The organism is Filimonas lacunae (assembly GCF_002355595.1).
Classification (GTDB): Bacteria; Bacteroidota; Bacteroidia; order Chitinophagales; family Chitinophagaceae; genus Filimonas; species Filimonas lacunae.
Genome location: NZ_AP017422.1, coordinates 999,671 through 1,019,722 on the forward strand (window position 1 = coordinate 999,671; position 20,052 = coordinate 1,019,722).

Annotated in this window: 12 protein-coding genes; 3 read left to right on the forward strand and 9 right to left on the reverse strand. The window is 45.4% G+C overall.

Annotation, left to right across the window (positions count from 1 at the left end; translation table 11 throughout):
- Positions 1 to 454: 454 nt before the first annotated feature.
- The gene (locus FLA_RS04195; RefSeq protein ID WP_076382873.1) at positions 455 to 1,747 is read left to right on the forward strand and encodes a dipeptidase; all 1,293 of its coding nucleotides are present in this window, start codon (positions 455 to 457) and stop codon (positions 1,745 to 1,747) included.
- A 131-nt stretch (positions 1,748 to 1,878) separates the two neighbouring features.
- Here FLA_RS04195 and FLA_RS04200 read toward each other — a convergent pair whose 3' ends face one another.
- From FLA_RS04200 to FLA_RS04235, 8 genes are all read right to left on the reverse strand, one after another.
- Positions 1,879 to 2,781, reverse strand: a complete 903-nt coding sequence (locus tag FLA_RS04200) for a helix-turn-helix domain-containing protein (RefSeq protein WP_076382871.1) — start codon at positions 2,779 to 2,781, stop codon at positions 1,879 to 1,881.
- Between the two features lie 38 nt (positions 2,782 to 2,819).
- The gene (locus tag FLA_RS04205; protein ID WP_076382869.1) at positions 2,820 to 3,641 is read right to left on the reverse strand and encodes an SDR family oxidoreductase; all 822 of its coding nucleotides are present in this window, start codon (positions 3,639 to 3,641) and stop codon (positions 2,820 to 2,822) included.
- Positions 3,642 to 3,728: 87 nt separating this feature from the next.
- Positions 3,729 to 4,970, reverse strand: a complete 1,242-nt coding sequence (locus FLA_RS04210; RefSeq protein WP_096510728.1) for a glycoside hydrolase family 43 protein — start codon at positions 4,968 to 4,970, stop codon at positions 3,729 to 3,731.
- Between the two features lie 18 nt (positions 4,971 to 4,988).
- On the reverse strand, positions 4,989 to 6,221 hold the full coding sequence (locus tag FLA_RS04215; RefSeq protein ID WP_076382867.1) for a DUF4998 domain-containing protein: 1,233 nt from the start codon (positions 6,219 to 6,221) through the stop codon (positions 4,989 to 4,991).
- Positions 6,222 to 6,271: 50 nt separating this feature from the next.
- Complete coding sequence (locus FLA_RS04220) at positions 6,272 to 7,480, reverse strand: DUF4959 domain-containing protein (protein ID WP_084206577.1); 1,209 nt, start codon at positions 7,478 to 7,480, stop codon at positions 6,272 to 6,274.
- A gap of 29 nt (positions 7,481 to 7,509) precedes the next feature.
- Entirely contained in the window at positions 7,510 to 9,471 is a 1,962-nt protein-coding gene (locus tag FLA_RS04225; protein ID WP_076382865.1) for a RagB/SusD family nutrient uptake outer membrane protein, read from the reverse strand.
- Positions 9,472 to 9,506: 35 nt separating this feature from the next.
- The gene (locus tag FLA_RS04230; protein ID WP_084206576.1) at positions 9,507 to 12,695 is read right to left on the reverse strand and encodes a SusC/RagA family TonB-linked outer membrane protein; all 3,189 of its coding nucleotides are present in this window, start codon (positions 12,693 to 12,695) and stop codon (positions 9,507 to 9,509) included.
- Between the two features lie 357 nt (positions 12,696 to 13,052).
- Complete coding sequence (locus FLA_RS04235) at positions 13,053 to 17,138, reverse strand: hybrid sensor histidine kinase/response regulator transcription factor (RefSeq protein ID WP_159445208.1); 4,086 nt, start codon at positions 17,136 to 17,138, stop codon at positions 13,053 to 13,055.
- Between the two features lie 175 nt (positions 17,139 to 17,313).
- Between FLA_RS04235 and FLA_RS04240 the strand changes: the two genes are divergently transcribed.
- Together FLA_RS04240 and FLA_RS04245 are read left to right on the forward strand one after the other, a co-directional pair.
- Positions 17,314 to 18,198, forward strand: a complete 885-nt coding sequence (locus FLA_RS04240; protein WP_144264214.1) for a YfhO family protein — start codon at positions 17,314 to 17,316, stop codon at positions 18,196 to 18,198.
- Positions 18,199 to 18,496: 298 nt separating this feature from the next.
- Positions 18,497 to 19,255: a helix-turn-helix domain-containing protein gene (locus FLA_RS04245; protein ID WP_076382859.1), complete on the forward strand. Its 759-nt coding sequence runs from the start codon at positions 18,497 to 18,499 to the stop codon at positions 19,253 to 19,255.
- A gap of 67 nt (positions 19,256 to 19,322) precedes the next feature.
- Here FLA_RS04245 and FLA_RS04250 read toward each other — a convergent pair whose 3' ends face one another.
- Entirely contained in the window at positions 19,323 to 20,009 is a 687-nt protein-coding gene (locus tag FLA_RS04250; protein ID WP_076382857.1) for a DUF6624 domain-containing protein, read from the reverse strand.
- Positions 20,010 to 20,052: the final 43 nt, after the last annotated feature.

Below are 20,052 nucleotides of genomic sequence, written 5' to 3' on the forward strand. Positions count from 1 at the left end.
TTTCGGTACTCAGAAGTATTTCGTCGGTAATCTTTACGCAGTTAAGGTAGAAAAAAGCCTACATGTAACATTGTTTTAAGATAAGCTTAGCAATTTCTTAAGCCATTTTTAATTTTCAGTATTGGTTATAAGTATGTAACATATACTTTTAAATATTTATGTAAAGGTTTAATCGGTTGATTTTGAAATGTTTTTCTGGCAGGCAGCAACTTGTCCGGAGAGGGAATAGCCTTATTGATGCTATTCGTCCATGTGTTTGTTTATTTAAAACTTGTTTTCTCTTCTTTGGTCGTGAAATTAAATAAAATGGAAATGTGATTGGCCGAAATCTGGATGAGCGGGGCGAAATATGCAATAATTTGTACGTTGCCATCCCGCTGGTTACTATCATGGCCAGGGAGATAATGGCTACTATTCATTAAGATATTACAGACAGATCAATTACCGGAAACGTATGAAGAAAACACAACCTACCTGGTCACGGCGCAACTTTCTTTCCGTGATGACAGGGGCAGGCGCAGCACTGGCATTAAGTCCGCTGGCATCATGGACTTTAGAAGAAGCAGATCCTAAAGTGGCGGCGATAGTGGCCAAAACAATGGGTATTGATACACATAATCATGTGGATGTGCCCCTTACCACGGCAGAATTACCAGGCCCTGCAGTGGATCTGGCAGGTGAAATGAAGAAATCGGGCCTATCGGCTATTTGTATGACATTTGCGGTGGACTATCAAAAACTGGTGAACCCCGGTGATGGTTACGAGCGTTTTTTAAATGGCCTTACCGCTATGGATAAGGTACTGGAAAGCAACAGGATGAAGCGTGCATTGAATATGGCTGATCTGCGCAATGCGCATCAAAAACATCAGCCTGTCGTTATTCAATCAGTAGAAGGCGGGCATTTTCTGGAAGGACATATTGAACGCCTGGAAGTAGCTTATCAACGTGGGTTAAGACATTTAACGTTGCTGCATGATAATGACGCATCTGTGCCATTGGGCGATGTGTACACCAATAAACCACAATGGGGTGGACTTACTGCTTTTGGTGCAGAGGTGATAAAGGAATGTAACCGCATGGGGATATTGGTGGATATGGCGCATGCTAATTTGGAAACTGTTGCGGCGGCAGTGAAAATTGCGCAATACCCGGTACTGGTATCGCACACCGGTTTGGATACCCAATTGGGAAAAAATGAGATGATGGCTAAGATGATGAAGCCAAGGCTCATTAGTAAAGAACAAGCTAAAATTATAGCCGATGCAGGTGGGGTAATAGGTGTGTGGACACACCTGGCAGATACACCACTGGAGTTTGCACAAAATGTTCGCGCATTGGTTGATGTAATAGGAGTAGATCATGTGAGCATTGGTACGGATACTAAAATGACTCCATCTTACAGGCCTGCCGGCGGTTTTGGGCAAAAGCCTGGTGGTGCAGGGCCACAGCAAAACGGAGGAGCACAGCCTGGTGGCATTCCACCCGGTGGCGATTCTGCTAAACGGCATGATGGTCCTCCACGGGACAATGGGCATGGTGGTCCGGGTGCAGGTGGGCCTGGAGGTGGCAATCGTCGCAGAGCAGGAGAGCGCACCAACGAAGCATGGGAAGGGCAGCAGGTAGGATTTTATTATGCGGTGGTAGATGCGATGTTGAAAGTAGGCTTTAACGAAGCGGAGATAGGTAAAATAGGTGGCGGTAATTTTTGCCGTTTATTTGAAGCAGCTACCAAAGGGCATCAGTAATAGTTATTGTTATACATTTTATTAAGGCAAGTGGGCGCTTCATTGGAGAACGAAGCGCCCACTTGCCTTATCACGCTCTTTTATTTGCCACTGGCTGTGACATTCGTTGCTCAATATTAGTATCCATACCGCTAATTTTTATTCCTGTAATCCCTGGGCGAAAGGCCGGTGCCGGATTTAAAGAGTTTGGTGAAGTGGGAGGGGTGCAGGAAACCCAGTTCATATGCAATTTCACTTACTGGCTTGCTGGTGCTTAATAATAACGACTTTGCTTTTTCTGTTAGTTGCAGGTGAATATGCTCTTGGGTAGTTTTTCCGGTATATTTTTTCAGCAGGTCCGACAGGTAGTTGGGTGAGATGTTTAACTGGTTGGCAATATGTTTTACTTCGGGTTGCCCGGTTTCTACCAGCGTATCCTGTGCAAAGTAGTCCCGTAACAGCTTTTCAAAACGTTGTACCAGGTCGTTGTTTACATTGCGGCGGGTAAGGAATTGCCTGTCATAAAAACGATCGCAATAGCTCAGTAACAACTCTATGTTTTTGACAATAAGGCCGTGGGTATGTTTGTCGATGTTTTGGGAGTATTCTTTTTTAATCTTCTCTATACAATCCTGCAATACCTGTTTTTCTTCGTCCGATATATGCAAAGCTTCGTTTACATCGTAGAGAAAGAACGAATACTGGTGTATTACTCTACCCAGATCGGTGCCATTGATCAGGTCGGGATGAAAGAACAGGCCCCAGCCTTTTTCTACCTGTACTTCTGGCCCGGGACGTAATACCTGCCCGGGGGCGGCAAACATCAACGACCCTTCTGCAAAATCGTAAGGCTGGCGTCCGTAGCTGAACCATCCTTTAAACTGTTTGCAGGAAATGATATACAGGTCCATCTGCAAAGTAACATCATGCCCAAAGGGGAGGGGATAGAGGGCAGACAGGTCTATCAAAGATATGAGCGGATGCTGTGGTTTGCCACAGGCATACACTTCATGTAATTTGTTGATGTTGTTTATTTTGATAATACTGTCTGCCATCTTTTAAAGATACTATGTGTACAAAGGTATTAAACCGTTTACAGGTTATGGCCAAAAAACAACTGGTCAAAATGTTTGCGAAAATCTTCTGATCCCATGGTCAGTCGGGTTTCATACAGCTGTTTGCCATCTTCGCCGGAAACATACCTGATTTGGTCTTTACCATCCGTGGCTGCTTCATATATGGTTGCGGCAATTACTTCGGGTGGTGTCAGGTTTTCCGGCTGCATGAGTTGTTGCATGATCTTATTGGCTTTATCTGTGATGGCGTCGTACGCTGTTACAGGTATTGCGCCAAAAGCCATAGAGCGGCCCACATAGTCTGTTCTTACCCCGCCTGGTAAAATGGTTTTAATACCAATATTCAGCTTTGATAATTCAAAATACATGCTTTCGCTAAAGCCTTCCAATGCCCATTTAGAAGCGTGGTACATAGCGCTGAAAGGGAAGGCCGAAATACCGCCCACAGAGGAGGTGGCAATAAACAAGCCTTCGCCCTGCTGCCTGAAATAAGGAATAAAGGCTTTGGTAATTCTGATAACGCTTAACAGGTTGGTGTTGAGTAAACCGGTGATCTGTTCATCAGAATAAGTTTCCAGCGGGCCGGACAGGCCATGGCCGGCGTTGTTAAATACTACGTCAATTTTAGCCAGTGCAGTGGCACGGGCCACGCAGCTGGCTATTTGGTCGGGGCTGGTTACATCCAGTGGCAGCAGGGTGATATGGGGTAACAGGGATAATTCCTGCTCCTTTTCCGGCGACCGCATGGTGGCAATCACCTGCCAGCCTTGTTGATGAAAATACAGTGCGGTTGCTTTGCCTATTCCGGAGGATGCGCCGGTGATGAATATTGTTTTCATTTGATGCTTGTTTTGATACCTCAAAATTGGCATGCACCGGCGGGCAGAAATTATATCTATCTACGGAATACTTATACGTTTTCCGGATTACTGAATACTTATTCTATAAGTTTGTTTTTTATGGCCTGTTACCACTGTATAGGAGACCGGACCTTTAGTAAAATCCTGCGGGCCTGCAGGTGTAATGGTTACGCCTGCATATGCTGTAAACTGTGGGTTAAAAGCGCTGAGGTTTGTGCCGGGTGTTACCCGGTAGGTAAGTTGTTGGGCCACAGTATCTAAAACGGTACTGAATTTTTGTATCGCCGGGTGTTGGGCCGAGGTGATCACCTCAGCGGGTAACAACCAGTGCGCTGCCAAACGTCGGGCTTCTGCTGTTGTAACAGGCATTACGGTACCATGGCGTGGATGGAAGTTCATAAACACCTTATGGTCCATAATGGTAAACGTTTCAAAATCGGTGGTTCTGGTAAACTGGTAGCGACCGCTGGTATACATATCGTACATGAGAATGTAGCCGCTGCCATCGTTCAATATAAAGGTGCCGGCACCTTCTACCGGGTTTTTGGTTTGCTGCACATAATGCGGGTTTTGCAAAGTATAACCATAGGTAAGATGATGGGATACGGCAATTTTAATACCGGGAGAACTGCCTTCTGTTTTAAAGAACAGGTAGTATTTGTCGCCTTTGTGTACAATGTCGCCATCAATACAGGCGATGTTGTCCGGCGGATAAAACAATTGCTTAGGTTCACCTTCCAGGTCAGTAAAATCTTTATTCGCATAGGCATAGCATATCTTATCCGGCTCGTTGCCATATTGCAGCGAAAAGTAAACCAGGTACTTTTTAGCAGAGTCGTCGTAAATGGTTTGAGGAGCCCATACCCGCTTCAATTGCTCCTGCCCATGATATTTGCGCTGGATATTTACTCTGGAGGAGGTCCAGTGAATAAGGTCGGTAGATTTTAATAATACCAACCCTCTGTTGCTGCTCCAGCCATTAGCGCTCACCATATCCGTTGCTACCATATAAAAGGCTTTTCCATCTGCACTGCGTATAACGTGCGGATCGCGCACGCCACCTGTTTCGCTGATAGCGGCAGACGACAGCACAGGTTGCCCATTGTTTAAAGCCTGGTAATGATAGCCGTCTTTGCTTAGGGCAAAACAAATCTGTTCCTCGCTTTTATCATTGCCGGTAAAATACGCAAACAGGTAGGCGGAGTATGGCGGTTGCTTTACCGGCGGCGCGGCGTATGCACCTGACAGGTGCCATACGACCATCGCCAACAGTAGTAAGGGTTGTATAAAAGTGTTTGATTTATTCATACTACAGTATACTGCGTTTTAATTACTATACAATTGGATTTTCTTTACCTGGAAATAACTGCCCGGATTACCACTGCCTACTATGTTGCCGAGGAAGCCGAGAGATACATACTGGGGCGCGGAGATGGTAAAAGAAAAACTACGTGTATCTGATTGGCTGGGCGATGTAGCACCAATGGTGGCTCCGTTATACAAGGCCACAGAACCAAGCGCTGTGGTTAAATTGGCCAATACAGGAATGCCATTGCTGCCGGCAGCCGCAACGCAGTACACAGATGAGTTGGCCTGAATTTCGGAGTATTCTGTAAAGGAAACGGTGTATGTGCCTGCAGGTAAAGGGGCAGACGTTACCTGGTATACAATACCATCAATAACAGGGGAATTGTTCCAGGTTTCCCAGTTAATGACACCGCCTTCATCAGCGGAATAGCCTCCATAACCACTTTTGTTTTTAGCTGCCGCATTGGTATTCCAGGGTGTACCCAGGGTGCCCCATCTGTTGCCATCGTAAGTGCCCCGCTGAAAGCCGGGGCCGGTGTTTGACAGGTACAGGCTGGTTACATCCGATTTTACCGGAATGGTTTGGGCAGCGGCGTAAAAAGTATCTATGCACGTAGAGGTGGGTAAATAGAGCGTTCGTTCTGTTAACAAGGTGCCCAGTTTTAAATTGGGGATAGTTGTGGTGCCTGTAGTGCGGATGGGCACATATACCGAATCGGCTTTGTTGCCGGTAGTGGTATATATCAGCCAGGCGCCTTTAGCACCGGAAGTGGAGTCGAAACTATCCCACACTACTTCTGTAGTGCCGTTAGGCAATAGCTCGGCGCGTGTAATGGGGCGGTTGGTAAGCCCGCTTTCATATTTAGATCCATAGGATGTGCCGGAAACCGTCTCGGTCATGGATCTGTTTCCTTCTGCATCGTAGTTGACAATGTTAAAGCTTACAACGCCTTCTGTTATGTTGATGATCTGCTTAAAAGTGTCTGCCCCTGATCCTTTACTAATGGGAAAAACAACAGAGTCGTTGCCAAAATTCCAGGTGATCTTTGTTTTGGTAATGCGTGGGTCGGCAGGCAACAGCGCCGTCATTTTAATGCGCAGGCGACCTGAAAAAGTTTCTACAAGGTCCATTTTGCCCACATAGCGGGTTTCTCCATTTTCCGTGTATTGCTTGTATTCATCCCACTTGCTGCAGGATGCTACGGCTACTGTCAGCAGCAATAGAAAAAATATAATAATATTCCTGTTCATTTTTTACTTTTTTGATGTCAGCGTTTACTGTGCAGCTGTGGCGGTTCGTTTTAACGCGGATCGCCATACACTGCCAGCTCATTAATGCTTTGGTTGGTACCACCCGCAAAGTTTTCCAGGCAGCGAATGCGGATATACTTCACCTTGGGGGCGGTAACATCCACTTCCCAGTTAAAACCGGCCGAAGCTGTGGCCTGGTCGTTGCTGTCGTCTGTGCCATAAGCAAGCCCCGAAGGTTTGGTAACCGTGTAAGTGCCTAATAGTACCCAGCTGTTATCCAGCGCACCACTTAATGAGGGTGAAGCCGAGCCGTATATCTCAAAGCGCTTCATCGTACTGAGGTAATAGTAGCGAACACCTTCGGGGAAAGGCCTGATATATACACGGCTTATTTTAGCCAAAGCACCTGTGTTGAAAGTGATCATATGGGGGCCGCTGCCGCCGGCTGTTTGATCGGTAAAGCTGGTGTAGGGCCAGCCCAGCTTACCATCCCAGGCATATTGCAACGCAGCGCCATTGGTTACCTGTGGCGCATCGCCCGGCAATATAAAAGTGCTGAAATTGGCCTTGGGCAGTTCTGTTTCATACAGGGGTTTTATATTCAGGTACATAGTGTCGGTTCGGTTGCCCCAGCGGTCTTTTACAAAAAAGCCATACCTGTAATCAATGGTGTCCATTCCACGCACTTTACTTAATATACTGTCGGTGTTAGTGTATACGCTTTGGTTAATATCGGCTTCGTATTCATTGAGTACATTTTTTTTGGTTACGATAATGGATAGGTTGCCGCGTTCCGGATTAACAGCAGTGAGGTTATAGCCACCAAAAGCGTTCACCAGTTGTATACTTTTATATACCTGCCAGATAGGCGCTATAAGCGGTTTTACCTTCACAGGAACGGGTTGAGAAACCACACCGGAATGACTTACCGAATAGAGTTTTACTTCGTGTTCCAGGGTGTCGGCAAAACCTTCTACCATGATAACGTTGTTAAAAGCCGAAGACTGTGCCTCGTATTGTTGCCCGTTGGTGATGGTGTACACTGCTTTTACATACAGCAGGTGCTTGTCGTCGGGCAGGGAATATTCCAACAGGGCATAACCGTTACCGTTGGTAACCTTCACTTTGCTTATCTGTGCAGGCACGGTAGGGTCGTCTGTTATGGGTTTGTGCGTTTCCAGGGCTTTGTTGCAGCCTGCTGTTAACAGCAGGGCGGCGGCAAGCATTGTATAGGAAAATATATGTTTAATGAATTGCATTGTTCTGCTTTTATAAGAGTGAATAATGATTACCAGCCCGGGTTTTCTACCAGGTTAGGGTTGCGCCGGGTATCGTAGTTGCCAATAGGCCAGAAATAATCCCGGGGCGCTATAAAACGCTGGCTGAATATGTAGCGTTCTTTATAAAAAGTGGCATCTGTTTTACCCTGAATGCTCCAGCCGGTAATGTCTTTGCTTAGTTCGTCCGCGGCTTCTTTCCAGCGGCACAGATCCCAACGGCGCTGGCCTTCAAACATCATTTCAATGGTGCGCTCGCGGTGAATAATAGCCCTTAAACCTGCCTGGGTGGTATACTTGGTGGGGTTGTTAGAATATGTGCTCCACGATGCTGCCACACCTTTTAATCCGGCGCGGGTTCTTATTTTATCCAGGTAGGTGATAGCAGTGGCCGAGCCGCCATTCACTTCATTTTCTGCTTCTGCATACAGCAGATACAAATCGGCTAATCGTACTTCGGGCCAGGGATACTGACGCCATACAGGGCTGGATTGCCCATTGGTGGTAGATTCCCAGCTTACCAGTTTTTTAATAAAGTAGCCGGTTTCGTTCCAGTTCTGATAGTGGCCAAAGCCTGCTTTTTCCGAGTTCTTGGTTTTAAGGTAAAAGGTGCCTACATCGCTGCCCGTGCTGTTGCCGTCACGCATATACCAGATACCACCATCAAAGCCCAAATCGGCATAAAAGCGGGGCTCCCGGTCAAAATTAATACGGGCAGTAACAAAGCCGGGTTCTATATTGTACTTATCAGCGCTGGTGGCGGTACGCAGCTGGTCATAGCTGTTAAAGCTGAGGGTTTTGTCTTCTTCTATAGGCACTCCGTTAGCGGTATAAAAAAGCTTTGCAATTTTAATAGGGGCAGCCCACACTCCCTGTAGTTGAAAGCGACTGGCATTAGAGCCACGCTCCGTTGGCGGCATACATAAGGCTTCATTGACAAAATACGATTGTGAATTACCCCACACACATTCCTGTCCCCAGCGCTGGGTAACGGCATTGCGAATGTTCAGTTGTGTTTTAGTGGCATCGCTTAAACCATACACATCGTTGGTGTAGGTGTATAATGAAAAGTTATTGGCTTCGGCCGATTCTATGGCGGCTTTCACAGCATCTCTTGCTTTTACCCATTTACTGGCATCGAATGTAGGGTTAAACAGGGCTTTCCCTTCTTTGTCTTTAAAGCCGGCATAATCGGCGTTGCCATTGAACAGCGGGCTGGCAGCCATGATCAGTAATCTTGCTTTTACCGACAGGGCAATGGTTTTGGTAATGCGGCCCAGTTCGGTGTTCTGGTTTACAATACGTTCGGGCAACCGGGCAGTGGCGCTATCCAGCCAGGCCGAAATGCTGCTAACGCATTCGTCTACCGGGGCTCTTTTCACGTAAGAGGTAGTAAGATCGGCATCTACCGGCACGTTATCATTGATCAATGGAACAGGGCCATACATGCGCATCATATAAAAATGATAAAAGGCTTTCAGAAACAATCCTTCGCCTATCCAGCGCGAACGTTCGGCAGCAGATATGTCGGGTACTTTCGCCGGGTTTTGCATGTTCTCTAAAAAGATATTGCAGTTACGTACCGCTGTCCATATCCTTAAATAGTTATAGCGTCCGTCGCCCCCTTTTAAATCGCCCCGCCATTCGTTGAAGAGCGGATTGGCTACATTCTGTATTCCTTCGGCTATCATAAAAGCAGGATGCCAGTTGGTTTGATCGTTTTGTGCATACCATATTTCATCTGCACTGGTAAGGCTCGCGTTAAACCAGCCATCGCCGTTTTTGGGCAAATAAGAATAACAGGTAAATAAATATTTCTCAGCTTCTACCCGAAGCTTAAAAGCGTTGTCTATGGTGGATATATCATCCGGCACCACATCCAGGTATTTTTTACACGAGCTGCCTAAAAGGCTGCTGATAACCACAGCAATGCCTATAACAACTGTACCTGGTTTCCATTGATTCTTTTTCATATAAAAAGCTTTCGCAAAAAGTTGATGTAAATAGTTTAGAAGTTCAATTGAGCGCCCAGGCTGTAAACAGATTGAACAGGATAACCTAACCCTTTGCCACCCATTTCCACATCCCATAATTTAAAGCTGCTGATCACAAACAGGTTGGTGGCCGACATATACACACGCACTCCTTTCATTTTCACTGCTTTCATCTCTGGAATGGTGTAGCCAATGTCCACACTTTTCAGTCGTAGAAAATCGCCGCTCCGCATCCACCAGGTAGAGCTTTTGTTGTTGGCGTCTATCTGGTAAGTACCGCTAAGGCGTGGATAAAAAGCATAGGGGTTTTGATTGGTTTCTGACCAATGATCATCTGCAATCACTTTTAGCAGGTTGTTCTGATAGCGTCCATTGAGATAAAAGGGTTGAATATTGGCTGGGTTGATAAAGAAAGTAGAACGGGCGGATCCCTGGAAATAAAAGCTGATGTCAAAGCGTTTATAACCTGTAGATGCGCCAAAACCATAAATGATCTCGGGATCTTGCGGATAGCCGATCGGCACCATATCGTCATCGTTAACAACACCATCGCCATTCACATCCTTGTATTTAATATCACCCCCTAAAAGGTTGGAATAACCATACTGAATGGGGGAGTTTTGCACTTCTTTGGTATCTATAAACAAGCGTTCAGCCACCAGTCCCCAGCCCTGGCTGATAGAACGGTTTACTTTACTCAGGTAAGCAATGTTTTTGGGGTATTGAATTTCATCGGCCACTTTTACTTTGCTGGTAGCATACGTGAAGGTGCCGCGCACACTTACCCACCAGTTGCGGTTAATAGAGTGCTGGTAGTTAGCTGCTAAATCAATGCCTTGTGTTTCGGCTTTGCCGTAATTGGCATACGGAGTGGCAGAGAATCCGGCTGCGCTTTCGGCTGATGATTTCGGCTGCAAAATGTTCGAACGCCATTGTTTATATACGTCTACAGTAAGGGTAAGGTCTACAAACATTTTCAGGTCCATGCCCAGGTTAAGCGAGCGGGACTTTTCCCAGGTAATATCGTTGTTGGCATAACGGGATATGGAAATGCCTTGCCGGAAATAAGGGGTAGCCCCATCATTGCGTCCAAAAGAGGCGCCAAAATTATTATCGTTAAGGTTTACCTTAGAAAGGTAAAAGAACCGGTCGTCAATATCACCAATCTGGTCATTACCCACCAACCCGTAAGTGGCCCGTAATTTTAAATCGTTGACCACGCTTTTTAAAGGTTCAAAAAAGCGCTCGTTAGAAATGCGATAGCCTATGCCTGCAGAAGGGAAGAAGCCGAAACGGTTGTTTCTGGCAAAGCGTTCCGAGCCATTGTAACCAAAGTTGAATTCTGCCAGGTAACGGTTATCATAACCATAGGTAAAACGGCCCGAAAAGGTTTGGTTACGCTGGGGAAGGGATGCGGTAACACTGCCAGAGTTGCCGGTTTCGTAATTGGAGATAACGCCAATTAATGACCCGCCTACAGTATGCCTGTTAAAAGTATGGTTATAGTTAACAGAACCTTCCAGCCAGAAACGGGAGTCTACAATTTTATTACCCTCCTTGTAATTCAGGTATTCTGTTCCTACGGTATCAATAGAAGTGGTACCGCCATCATTCAATGCTACCAGGTTGTAATCTTTGGTATTAGGATCTATGAGGGCAGAGTAATAAAAAGGATAATAATTTCTGTTTACGGCATAGTAAGAATATCTTCTCAGGTAGCCCATGGTGCGAAAGCTAAGTCCTGGTGTAATAAAGTTCAGGTTCTGTTTCAGCTCCAGCTGGGGTTGTATATTGGAGGTTTTATAAACAGTATATCCTTTTACCATTTCGGCGTAGGGGTTCAGGTACAGCAGGGGGGCCACCGCTGCGCCATTGGTTACCTGTGCCGATCCAAACAGCGGATGTTCTATATAGGGCAGTTTGGATTGTGGGTACACAGCAGGGAACATTACGGGGTTCGACCATATGGCATTGTTAAATGTTGTTGCACCGCCGTTAATAGGGCCACTGTAATCATCAAACTGACCATAGGTTCTTAATATTAACTCTGTGGTATTGGTAAGGTTTAGGTTGATGTTGATGCGCAGGGAATAGTTCTTCAGTTTAATATTGCTGTTGAAATTATTGATAGGGTCTACTTTCAACACGCCGTTATCCTGGTTGTAGGTGCCGGCTACATAATAGCGGGCACGGGTGCTGCCGCCGCTAACATTCATGTTATAGCTTTGGTTAATAGTATGCTTTTTGATTAACTGTTCTATCCAGTTGTTGTTGGGGTACAGGATAGGGTCGTCGCCGGCCCTGGTATGCTCAATTTTATTCTGGCTATAAGGTTGAATAGCTAAAGCCGAGCGGGTAAGCGCTGCTTCATTAGCCAGTTCCATATAGGTAACATTATCGGCAAACTTAAAGTTTTTGGTGTTGCTGGATAGCCGGTTTTCCAGGCGGAAAAAGAATTTAGCAGTGCCTTCCTTACCCGTTTTGGTATTGATCAGTACCACCCCATTGGCGCCACGGGCTCCGTATACCGAAGCGGCGGCAGCATCTTTTAAAACAGAAAAATCGGAAATGTCGTCTGGTTGTAAACGGGCCATATCAATACTGGACGATTCTACGCCGTCTATCAGTATCAAGGGGTCTTGCTTACCGGTGCCAAAGGTGGATAAGCCCCGGATGTAAAAGGAAGAGTTATCGCTGCCCCTGCCTGGTTCGCCGCTTCGCTGAAACGATATCATGCCGGGTATGCGCCCGGCCAGCGTGTTGGTAAGGTTGCCGGTAGGTCCTTTCAGGTCTTTTACATCTACCGTGGTAATAGCACTTACGGCACTGGCTTTTTTCTGGGTGCCACCAAAACCGGTGATCACTATATCGTTCAGGTTGTTACTCATGTGTTTCATCAACACATCAATAGTGCCGCGGCCGGCTATATTCATTTCCTGTGTTTCAAATCCTACTATCGAAAATAATAGAGTGCCGTTGGCAGGTACTTTAATCAGGAAGTTGCCTTTGGCGTCGGTTTGGGTAACCCGTTTCATGTTCGATTTTAATTGAACAGTAACGTTTTCCAGCAAGGCAGAATCGGACGACACTTTGCCCTGTACAGTAATTTCATTGTTCTGCGAAAAGGCAATGGTACACAAAGGGGTAAGTAAGAGGAATAAAACGCATCGTTTTATTCCGCTCCATAATAATTTCTCAGTCATGAGCAATCGTTAAATGATTCAGTTAATAGGGATAATGGCTGCAAATATTACAGGCAGCTGTATGTGTATGGTTGACACATAATTGTCAGGTGATGTAATGGATGATGGCTATTTCATTTTTACAATGTTTAAACAGATGTTTACGGGCGCGTTTGTTTTGGTATAAAGCAACGAATTGGTGACGTTGCCGCAGTTTCTGGATACTCATAATGGCGTAAGCTAATTACCTGCTAAACTAGAGCAGACCGCCTGAAACGGAGGAAAATCATCGTTCAAATAGGGGGGAGAAATCAGTCAATTACAGGTTTGTAGCCTGTTTACAGGCAGTAATTGCTCATTTTCTCCCCCTATGGAGTATCACTCTTCCGGGTTTTGCTTTCGATGTTGAACGTTTGAGGTAGGGGTAAAGGCAGGCTTATACTTTTTAATATACTCCGAAGGCGGCATGCCAAAAAGGGCGCTGAACTGCTTGCGGAAGTACTTTACATCTTTCATCCCCACCAGGGCGGCAATTTCGTACACGGTAAGGTGGGAGGTGATCATTTGTTCGGCCGCCTTACGCAAACGGATAAACCGGATAAAGCCTGCGATGGATTGGCCGGAAATAGATTTCACTTTCCGGTACAATACCGAATGGCTCATACCCATTTCCTGGGATAACTTTTTGATAGAAAAATCATCATCGTCCAGGTGTTGCTCAATAATGGCGATGCAATTGTCGAGGAAAGTTTTGTATTCCGGCGAAATTTTGTAGTCGCTTTTTTTCAGGGTTACCTCATCCAGGAAATACTGTTGCAGTTTGTTCCGGTTTTTGAGCAGGGTATGTACTTTGGCTACCAGCAGCTCTTTATCAAAAGGTTTGGCTATATAATCGTCGGCGCCGCTTTCTGTTCCTTTTAATATAATATCGTTGTCCGATACGGCGGTTAACAGTATTACCGGTATATGGCCCAGGGCGGGATCATTTTTAATGGTGTGGCATAGCTCAATGCCATTTCCGTTTTCCATCATAATATCACTGATGATGATGTCCGGTAAATATTTTTGCGCCAATGCTATGCCTTCATTACCACCTGCTGCCTGGTACACTGTAAAGTCGCTGGTGAAAATGCTGCTGATGTATTCCCGTATTTCGGTGTTGTCTTCTACTATTACAATAACTTTTTGATCACTTACCAGTTCTTCCAGCCCTGTTTTGCCTGTTTCTACAGCGGCCACAGTGGATGGTATGGTGGTGTCAGGTAGTTGAGACATGGGTTCGGCATCGTCATATATCTTCAATCCATTAAAATGCTGCTTTCCTTTTTTAAACAGCAGGCAAAAAGTGGTGCCAGTGCCCGGCTTGCTTTCATAAGTGATTTCGCCACCGTGTTTTTCTACAAAATGTTTTACCAGGTAAAGTCCTATTCCAAAGCCCGATTTGGTGTAGGTACTGTTTTCCTGAACACGATAAAAGCGGTCGAATAATTTGTTGCCAATGTCAGGAGGTATGCCCATGCCATTATCGGCAAGTTTTACTTCAATGTGGTTTTCTTTTGCCCGTATGCTCATGGTTATTTCACCGCCTTCGGGTGTAAACTTTAACGCATTGGACAACAGGTTGTATAATATAACTTCCATCTTTTGCCTGTCGGCATATAATTCCAGGTTTTCATCGCTGCAACTAAACTGGTAATGTAATTGCTTTAACTGGGCGGCCTTGCCAAAGCTGGCATATACTTCGCGGCACAGCCTGCTAAAGTTTAGTTGCACCAGGCGCAACTGATCCGAATGGGCTTCGGCTTTTCTAAAAAGCAATAGCTGATCTACCAACGATAGCAGCCGGCGTGCATTGTGATATACTACATGTAAGTCTTCTTTGTTCTGTGTGTTATTGTGTAAATAATCTTTGAGTGGATTGATGATAAGCGTTAACGGCGTGCGAAACTCGTGCGATACATCTGTAAAAAAAGTCAGCTTCTTTTCATTCAGCTCTTTCTCTTTCTGAATTTCCAGTTGTGCCAGTTCTTTTTCTTTTTCGCTGCGTAAACTGGCCAGCTTTACGGCATACTCCAGGTTGGCCTTACGCACCCGGTAACGGTTATAACGATACAGTAGAAACAGAGCCAGGCCTGCATACACGAAATAAGCCCACCAGCTGCGGTACCAGGGCGGCAGCACTTCCAGTTGCAGCTGTATTTCCTGTGGGTTCCATACGCCTGCGGCATTGGTGGCTTTAATGTGCAGGGTGTAACTGCCTGCATTTACATTGGTGTAGTAAGCGTTGCGTATGTTATTGGTGTAGTTCCAGCTTTTATCCCATCCTTCCAGGTAATAGGCATAGTTAATTTTGCCGGGGGCAGTATACTCCAGGGCAGCAAAGTGGAACGAGAACACGGCTTTGTGATAAGGCACTACCAGCTTGCGTATAAAAGTGCCTGCTGTATGGGCTACGTAAGAACTGTTTTCGGTAATGGGCTGGTTGTTTACGAATATGCCGGTAAGTAATACCGGTGGCATATTCGTTTTAATTACAAAGCTGTCAGGCTTGAACAGGGTAAAGCCTCCTATGCCCCCAAACACCATTTCATCAGTAGGCAGGTGTAATGCAGCGTTGTATTCAAACTGGTTGCTTTGCAAGCCATCTTCCTGGAAAAAGTTACTGAATTTTTTATGTACCGGGTCAAACCGGGCAAGGCCGTTAAAGGTGCTTAACCACAGGTTGCCCTGGTCGTCGCCCAATATATTCAATACAGAGTTATTGCATAAGCCATTGCTTTCGTTATAGCTTTCCACTACCTGTTCTTTTTCCCGGTCAAACAACAACAGGCCCATCCCTTCTGTACCCAGCCAAAGCCTGCCTTGTGCATCTTCAAACAAAGCCCTGACGGGTTTGGAAATATCATAATGCTGAAAGTTTTTATGTTGCTTATCTAATTTGCGTAACCCGTAAGTGCCACCCCATAGGGTGCCGTTACGGTCTTCCAGCAGGCAAAACAGGTCGGCAAAGTCCGGACTGAACATCTCAAAACGGTTCGCCTGCCGGTTCCATGCGTACAACCTACCCTGGTTGTATGTACTGGCCCATAATTGATGTTCCCGGTCTTCATATATCTTCCATACATAGTTATTTTCTTCGCCGGTTTGGCTATTAATGCACCGGTAATGTTCAAACGTTTGAGTGTTTTTGTTAAACCGGTTAATGCCACCCCCAAACGTGGCTATCCAGATATTGCCTGTGTGGTCTTCCGTAATGCTGGGTACTGAGTTGTTGCTGAGCGAAGCCGGGTTGCCGGGTTGGTGCCGGTAATTGGTAAACTGGTTGGTTTGCCGGTTCCATACACTAATGCCGCCGCCATCGCTGCCAATCCATAGATGGTTATTCTTGTCGTTGTAAAAAGAAGAAATAAAATTACTGGCAAGGCTATTGGCGTGCAGCGGATCGTGCGCTACGGTTTGAAATATCTTCTTTTGCGGGTCAATGATATTGATACCGCCTTTATGCGTGCCAATCCATTTGCGGTTTTCATTATCCTGGTAAATATCATATACGGTTTCGCTGGATAAATCGTGCCTGCCATCTCCGGGTAAAAGATACTCGAACACACCGGTAGCTACGTTTAGTATATCAATGCCACCACCTTCTGTGCCTATCCATAGGTGGTGCTCCTGGTCCAATGCCAGGCTGTACACAGAAGGGGCGGTAAGCTTGCCGGCTTGTTGTGTGGCAACAGTAACCAGCGTGTGGGTGCTGGTTTGGTATTGGAATAATCCGTTATGTGTGCCTATCCATAAGCGGCCGGTGTTATCCATTTCCATACAGCGCACGGCCAGGGGCTGGCTATGCACCATGGTTTGTGTTTGCGTAACAGGGTTAAACACAAACAGGCCGGCATCTTTTACGTAGTACCATACCTGTTGCTGGTTATCAATGGTCATGGCCTGTACTTCCGTTCTGCAAACGCCCTGGGCGTCTTTGGTGCAGGGCAGTTGTATGGCGGCATCGGCGTTTTCCTTTTTTATCATTAACCCGCCACCGGTAGTGCCTATGTATACTGTGCCCCGGGCATCTGCCTGAATGGCGGCTACGTTAAAAGGAATACGCTCGGAAGGCCGGTTGCTGAAAGGGATGTACAAGGCGGGGGTAAACTGCGATTGTAAAGGATTGTATATACAAAGGCCCTGGCCAGTGCCAACAAACAGGTTGCCGCGGTGGTCTTCGCCAATGGCGTTGATGTAATTATGTGGCAGGGAAGTGGAATCGTCTATTTTATTACGGAAAATAGAAAAATGGTAACCATCGTAGCGGTTAAGCCCGTTGTAGGTGCCCAGCCATATAAAACCATGGTGATCCTGGTAAATACAACGTACCGAGTTGTTAGAAAGCCCCTGTTCTATGGTCAGATGACGGGTAATAACAGGAGCGCCTAGTACACGTATAACAAGGCACTGTAGCAAAAGCACACATAAGCAGGTCGTTTTTGGCATGGCAATAACAGGGAGATTCAAACTTAAGATAGTGATTTTTGCTGATGCGCCTGGGGAAAATATTCACGTAAGCTTTACCGGATGGGCTTATTCTGTATATTGGCGGGCTGTAAAAAGAGTATGTAGTCTTTTTGTATTATTATTCAACGTTATGCCCCGATTATTACTATTGTTTGTACCGCTGGCTTTTCTTTTTGGCTTTTTTATAGCCATTATGGCTGAGCAGCGGAAGGGAATAGCCCGTCTACTGGTAGCGGTTACCATTATTTTCCTGTTTCTGGCTATGACGCTGGCATTGATGCCTGAAATTAAAACGTTTGTATGGCTGAGTAATTTTGTGTTGATAGTATCCTGGCTTGCCTGCTTTGCTACTATTATCAAATATTACCGTGCTAACAGTTCAGAGCCGCTTAAAGCGTGGCTGGTGGTGATTGCATTAATAGCAGTAGTGAGCACTTTTACGCTGGCCAATGACAATGTGCAAAAAAACATCAAGTGGATGTTCTGTTCTTATGTGGAGTGTAATGATGAAGTAGCCAGGTTAGTGGATGTGAATATTGAACTGGTGAATGCGAATAAAGATTCCACCAGTGTGTTGCAAAAGGGGGAAAAGTACAACCTGGTAATGTCTGATTCTTTTTATTATGAAACCGGCAGACTAATGAAAGTAATGCCCACCAGCAGGGCATTGGAAAAAGATTCGGTAGCGCGCATCACACTGGCGGTATGGAGAAATAATAAAAAGATAAGATCGCTGAATGAATATATTACCCGGGCCGACCGGGAACTGGATGAATACAAACAGTTTGAAAGTTTGAACGATATCCGGTACGATTCACTGGGCGATTGGAAACGGGTGTATAACAAGGCTATTGACGATGAATTTCAGGGGGATGAATTGGGTAGGGATGGTTTGAAGTTTGAGCTGACATTGCCACAGGATAGCCCCCTTTCGGGAGCATACGATATGCGGTTGGATATTGTTTTTAGTAGTAAAAAAAGGCTATCCAGCGTAAGGCAAATACATATAAAATAAGTGTTTACACCCGGCTAACCCTTTTGCAGCTTCCTGCTTGAACGGGTGAATGATAACGGGAAACGATCTTGACGAGTGGTAATAATTAACAGGTAAGCGGTGTCACCGCTTTTGAGAATTAATAATAAATAAAATTTAATAAGTAATCTGTTACAGGGGTGATGGTAAAATCGCTCCTGCGCTTTATACTGCGCCTATGCCAACCGATTGCGCCTAGCACACCTGGTTATTCTAAAAACGAGTTCATATGAATGCTGTACCAATCTATTATTCTGTTCCGGTTTCCAAATCACCATGTATGACTACACCTTCTAAACATTATTCTCTGTTGGTTGTGAATGCCGTTTTGGATTTAAAAAAGTATATAGATGAAAATCCTCTTAAGCGGGAAGCTGTTCCGGAACTGCTTTTAAAAACTTTTGTGGGGCAGAATATGGTGCGTAATGCCTTTAAAGATATTGTAGGCTGCACGATTGTGCATTACCAGTTGCAAAAACGGTTTGAAATGGCCGCGGCAGTGCTGGGAGAGGGCAGGCAATCTATTAAGCAAGTGGCTATTCTGTGTGGATATCGTAATAAAATACCGGCTTTCAGCACCGATTTTAAAAAGGTACATAAAATGTCGCCCAGGGAATGGTTGCGGATAGAATCGTTAAAAAAACGAAACAACGGGGTAGATTCCCTGGTTACTTATAATCCATTGATCATTTATTCACCGGCAGCCAGTCCTATGCCTAATACCTTATACGACTTTGCGAAATGGTCAAAAAGAGGAACGGTGTTTTCTGCGCCGGAAGATGGCTCGGAAGAGAAGCTGAGGGTGAATTTTAATACCGCTGCTAAAATTGGGGACGAAGCCAAAAAGAAAAGCTTTAGCCCGGTTGTTCAAACTGGTTATGATAAGCGGGCAGAAGGCGATCGCAACAATGCCTTTACCAGCAAGTTTGTATTCTTTAAAACTCCGGAAGGAACGTATGGGGTATTGTTGTTTAATGTAGCTAAAAAAGAAAGCTATGGCAAGATGTATGTAAACGTATCATGGAGTGCGCAACAGTAAAGTGGCCAGGCTGATAGTGTAATAATGAAAGAGGGGAGCCAACGTTGTTCCCCTCTTTCTATAACAGCTATTTTTTTCCTTCCATTTTGTGAACGTCTTCTATGGTCAGTGGAATGTAAGTGATGCCCAGTCGCTTTGCATTCTCTTCAATACTTTGGCTAAAGCCCGCGGCTTTTCGTCGTTCGTTTACCAAAGCGGCATCCTGTACCGGCCAGATAATCAATTTAAACGTTTTTTTGCCGGTAGCAGGGTCTAGTGCCTGTAAACCTTTGCCCTGTGTGCCGTATACTTGCGGTTTGCCCTGGTACATGAGCGAGCGGTCCAGCATCATTGCGTATAAATGAAAGGGGACTTCCTTTTTTTCTGCTGCTGTTTTTATCACTGGTAAATACTTGTCAATGACAGTGGAGTGTTGTATTACCATCAATGCCGATTCATTGGCAGGGCTATCTACCAGTGTTTTACCCGGATAACCATATTGTTGAATAATAGCTTCTATTCTTAGAAGGTTGCTGGAATCTGCCTGTTCCTGCAGGTGCCATATGTAGGTGAACAGCTCGTCTTTGGAAACCTTATACAGGGCCGACAGGGAATCTTCCATTTGTGGTGTGTGATTGGATAGTATTTCCCGGTAGTGCTGGTCAAGCCTTAGTATGCTGTCCAGTTCTTTTTGTAAAGGAATGTTCAGCGATTGTTGTGCCTGGTTCGTAAAGGGAAGTAGTAGTAAAGCGGGAGCGAGAATAAGCAGTCTCATGTTATATAAGTTTATTTAAATATACAAAACATTTGTAACTGCA

Coding starts and splice junctions, on each gene's coding strand:
- FLA_RS04220 (WP_084206577.1), bottom strand. CDS start 7,480: ATGCAATTCATTAAACATATATTTTCCTATACAATGCTTGCCGCCGCC.
- FLA_RS04200 (WP_076382871.1), bottom strand. CDS start 2,781: ATGGCAGACAGTATTATCAAAATAAACAACATCAACAAATTACATGAA.
- FLA_RS04205 (WP_076382869.1), bottom strand. CDS start 3,641: ATGAAAACAATATTCATCACCGGCGCATCCTCCGGAATAGGCAAAGCA.
- FLA_RS04240 (WP_144264214.1), top strand. CDS start 17,314: ATGCCCCGATTATTACTATTGTTTGTACCGCTGGCTTTTCTTTTTGGC.
- FLA_RS04245 (WP_076382859.1), top strand. CDS start 18,497: ATGACTACACCTTCTAAACATTATTCTCTGTTGGTTGTGAATGCCGTT.
- FLA_RS04215 (WP_076382867.1), bottom strand. CDS start 6,221: ATGAACAGGAATATTATTATATTTTTTCTATTGCTGCTGACAGTAGCC.
- FLA_RS04210 (WP_096510728.1), bottom strand. CDS start 4,970: ATGAATAAATCAAACACTTTTATACAACCCTTACTACTGTTGGCGATG.
- FLA_RS04195 (WP_076382873.1), top strand. CDS start 455: ATGAAGAAAACACAACCTACCTGGTCACGGCGCAACTTTCTTTCCGTG.
- FLA_RS04250 (WP_076382857.1), bottom strand. CDS start 20,009: ATGAGACTGCTTATTCTCGCTCCCGCTTTACTACTACTTCCCTTTACG.
- FLA_RS04225 (WP_076382865.1), bottom strand. CDS start 9,471: ATGAAAAAGAATCAATGGAAACCAGGTACAGTTGTTATAGGCATTGCT.
- FLA_RS04230 (WP_084206576.1), bottom strand. CDS start 12,695: ATGACTGAGAAATTATTATGGAGCGGAATAAAACGATGCGTTTTATTC.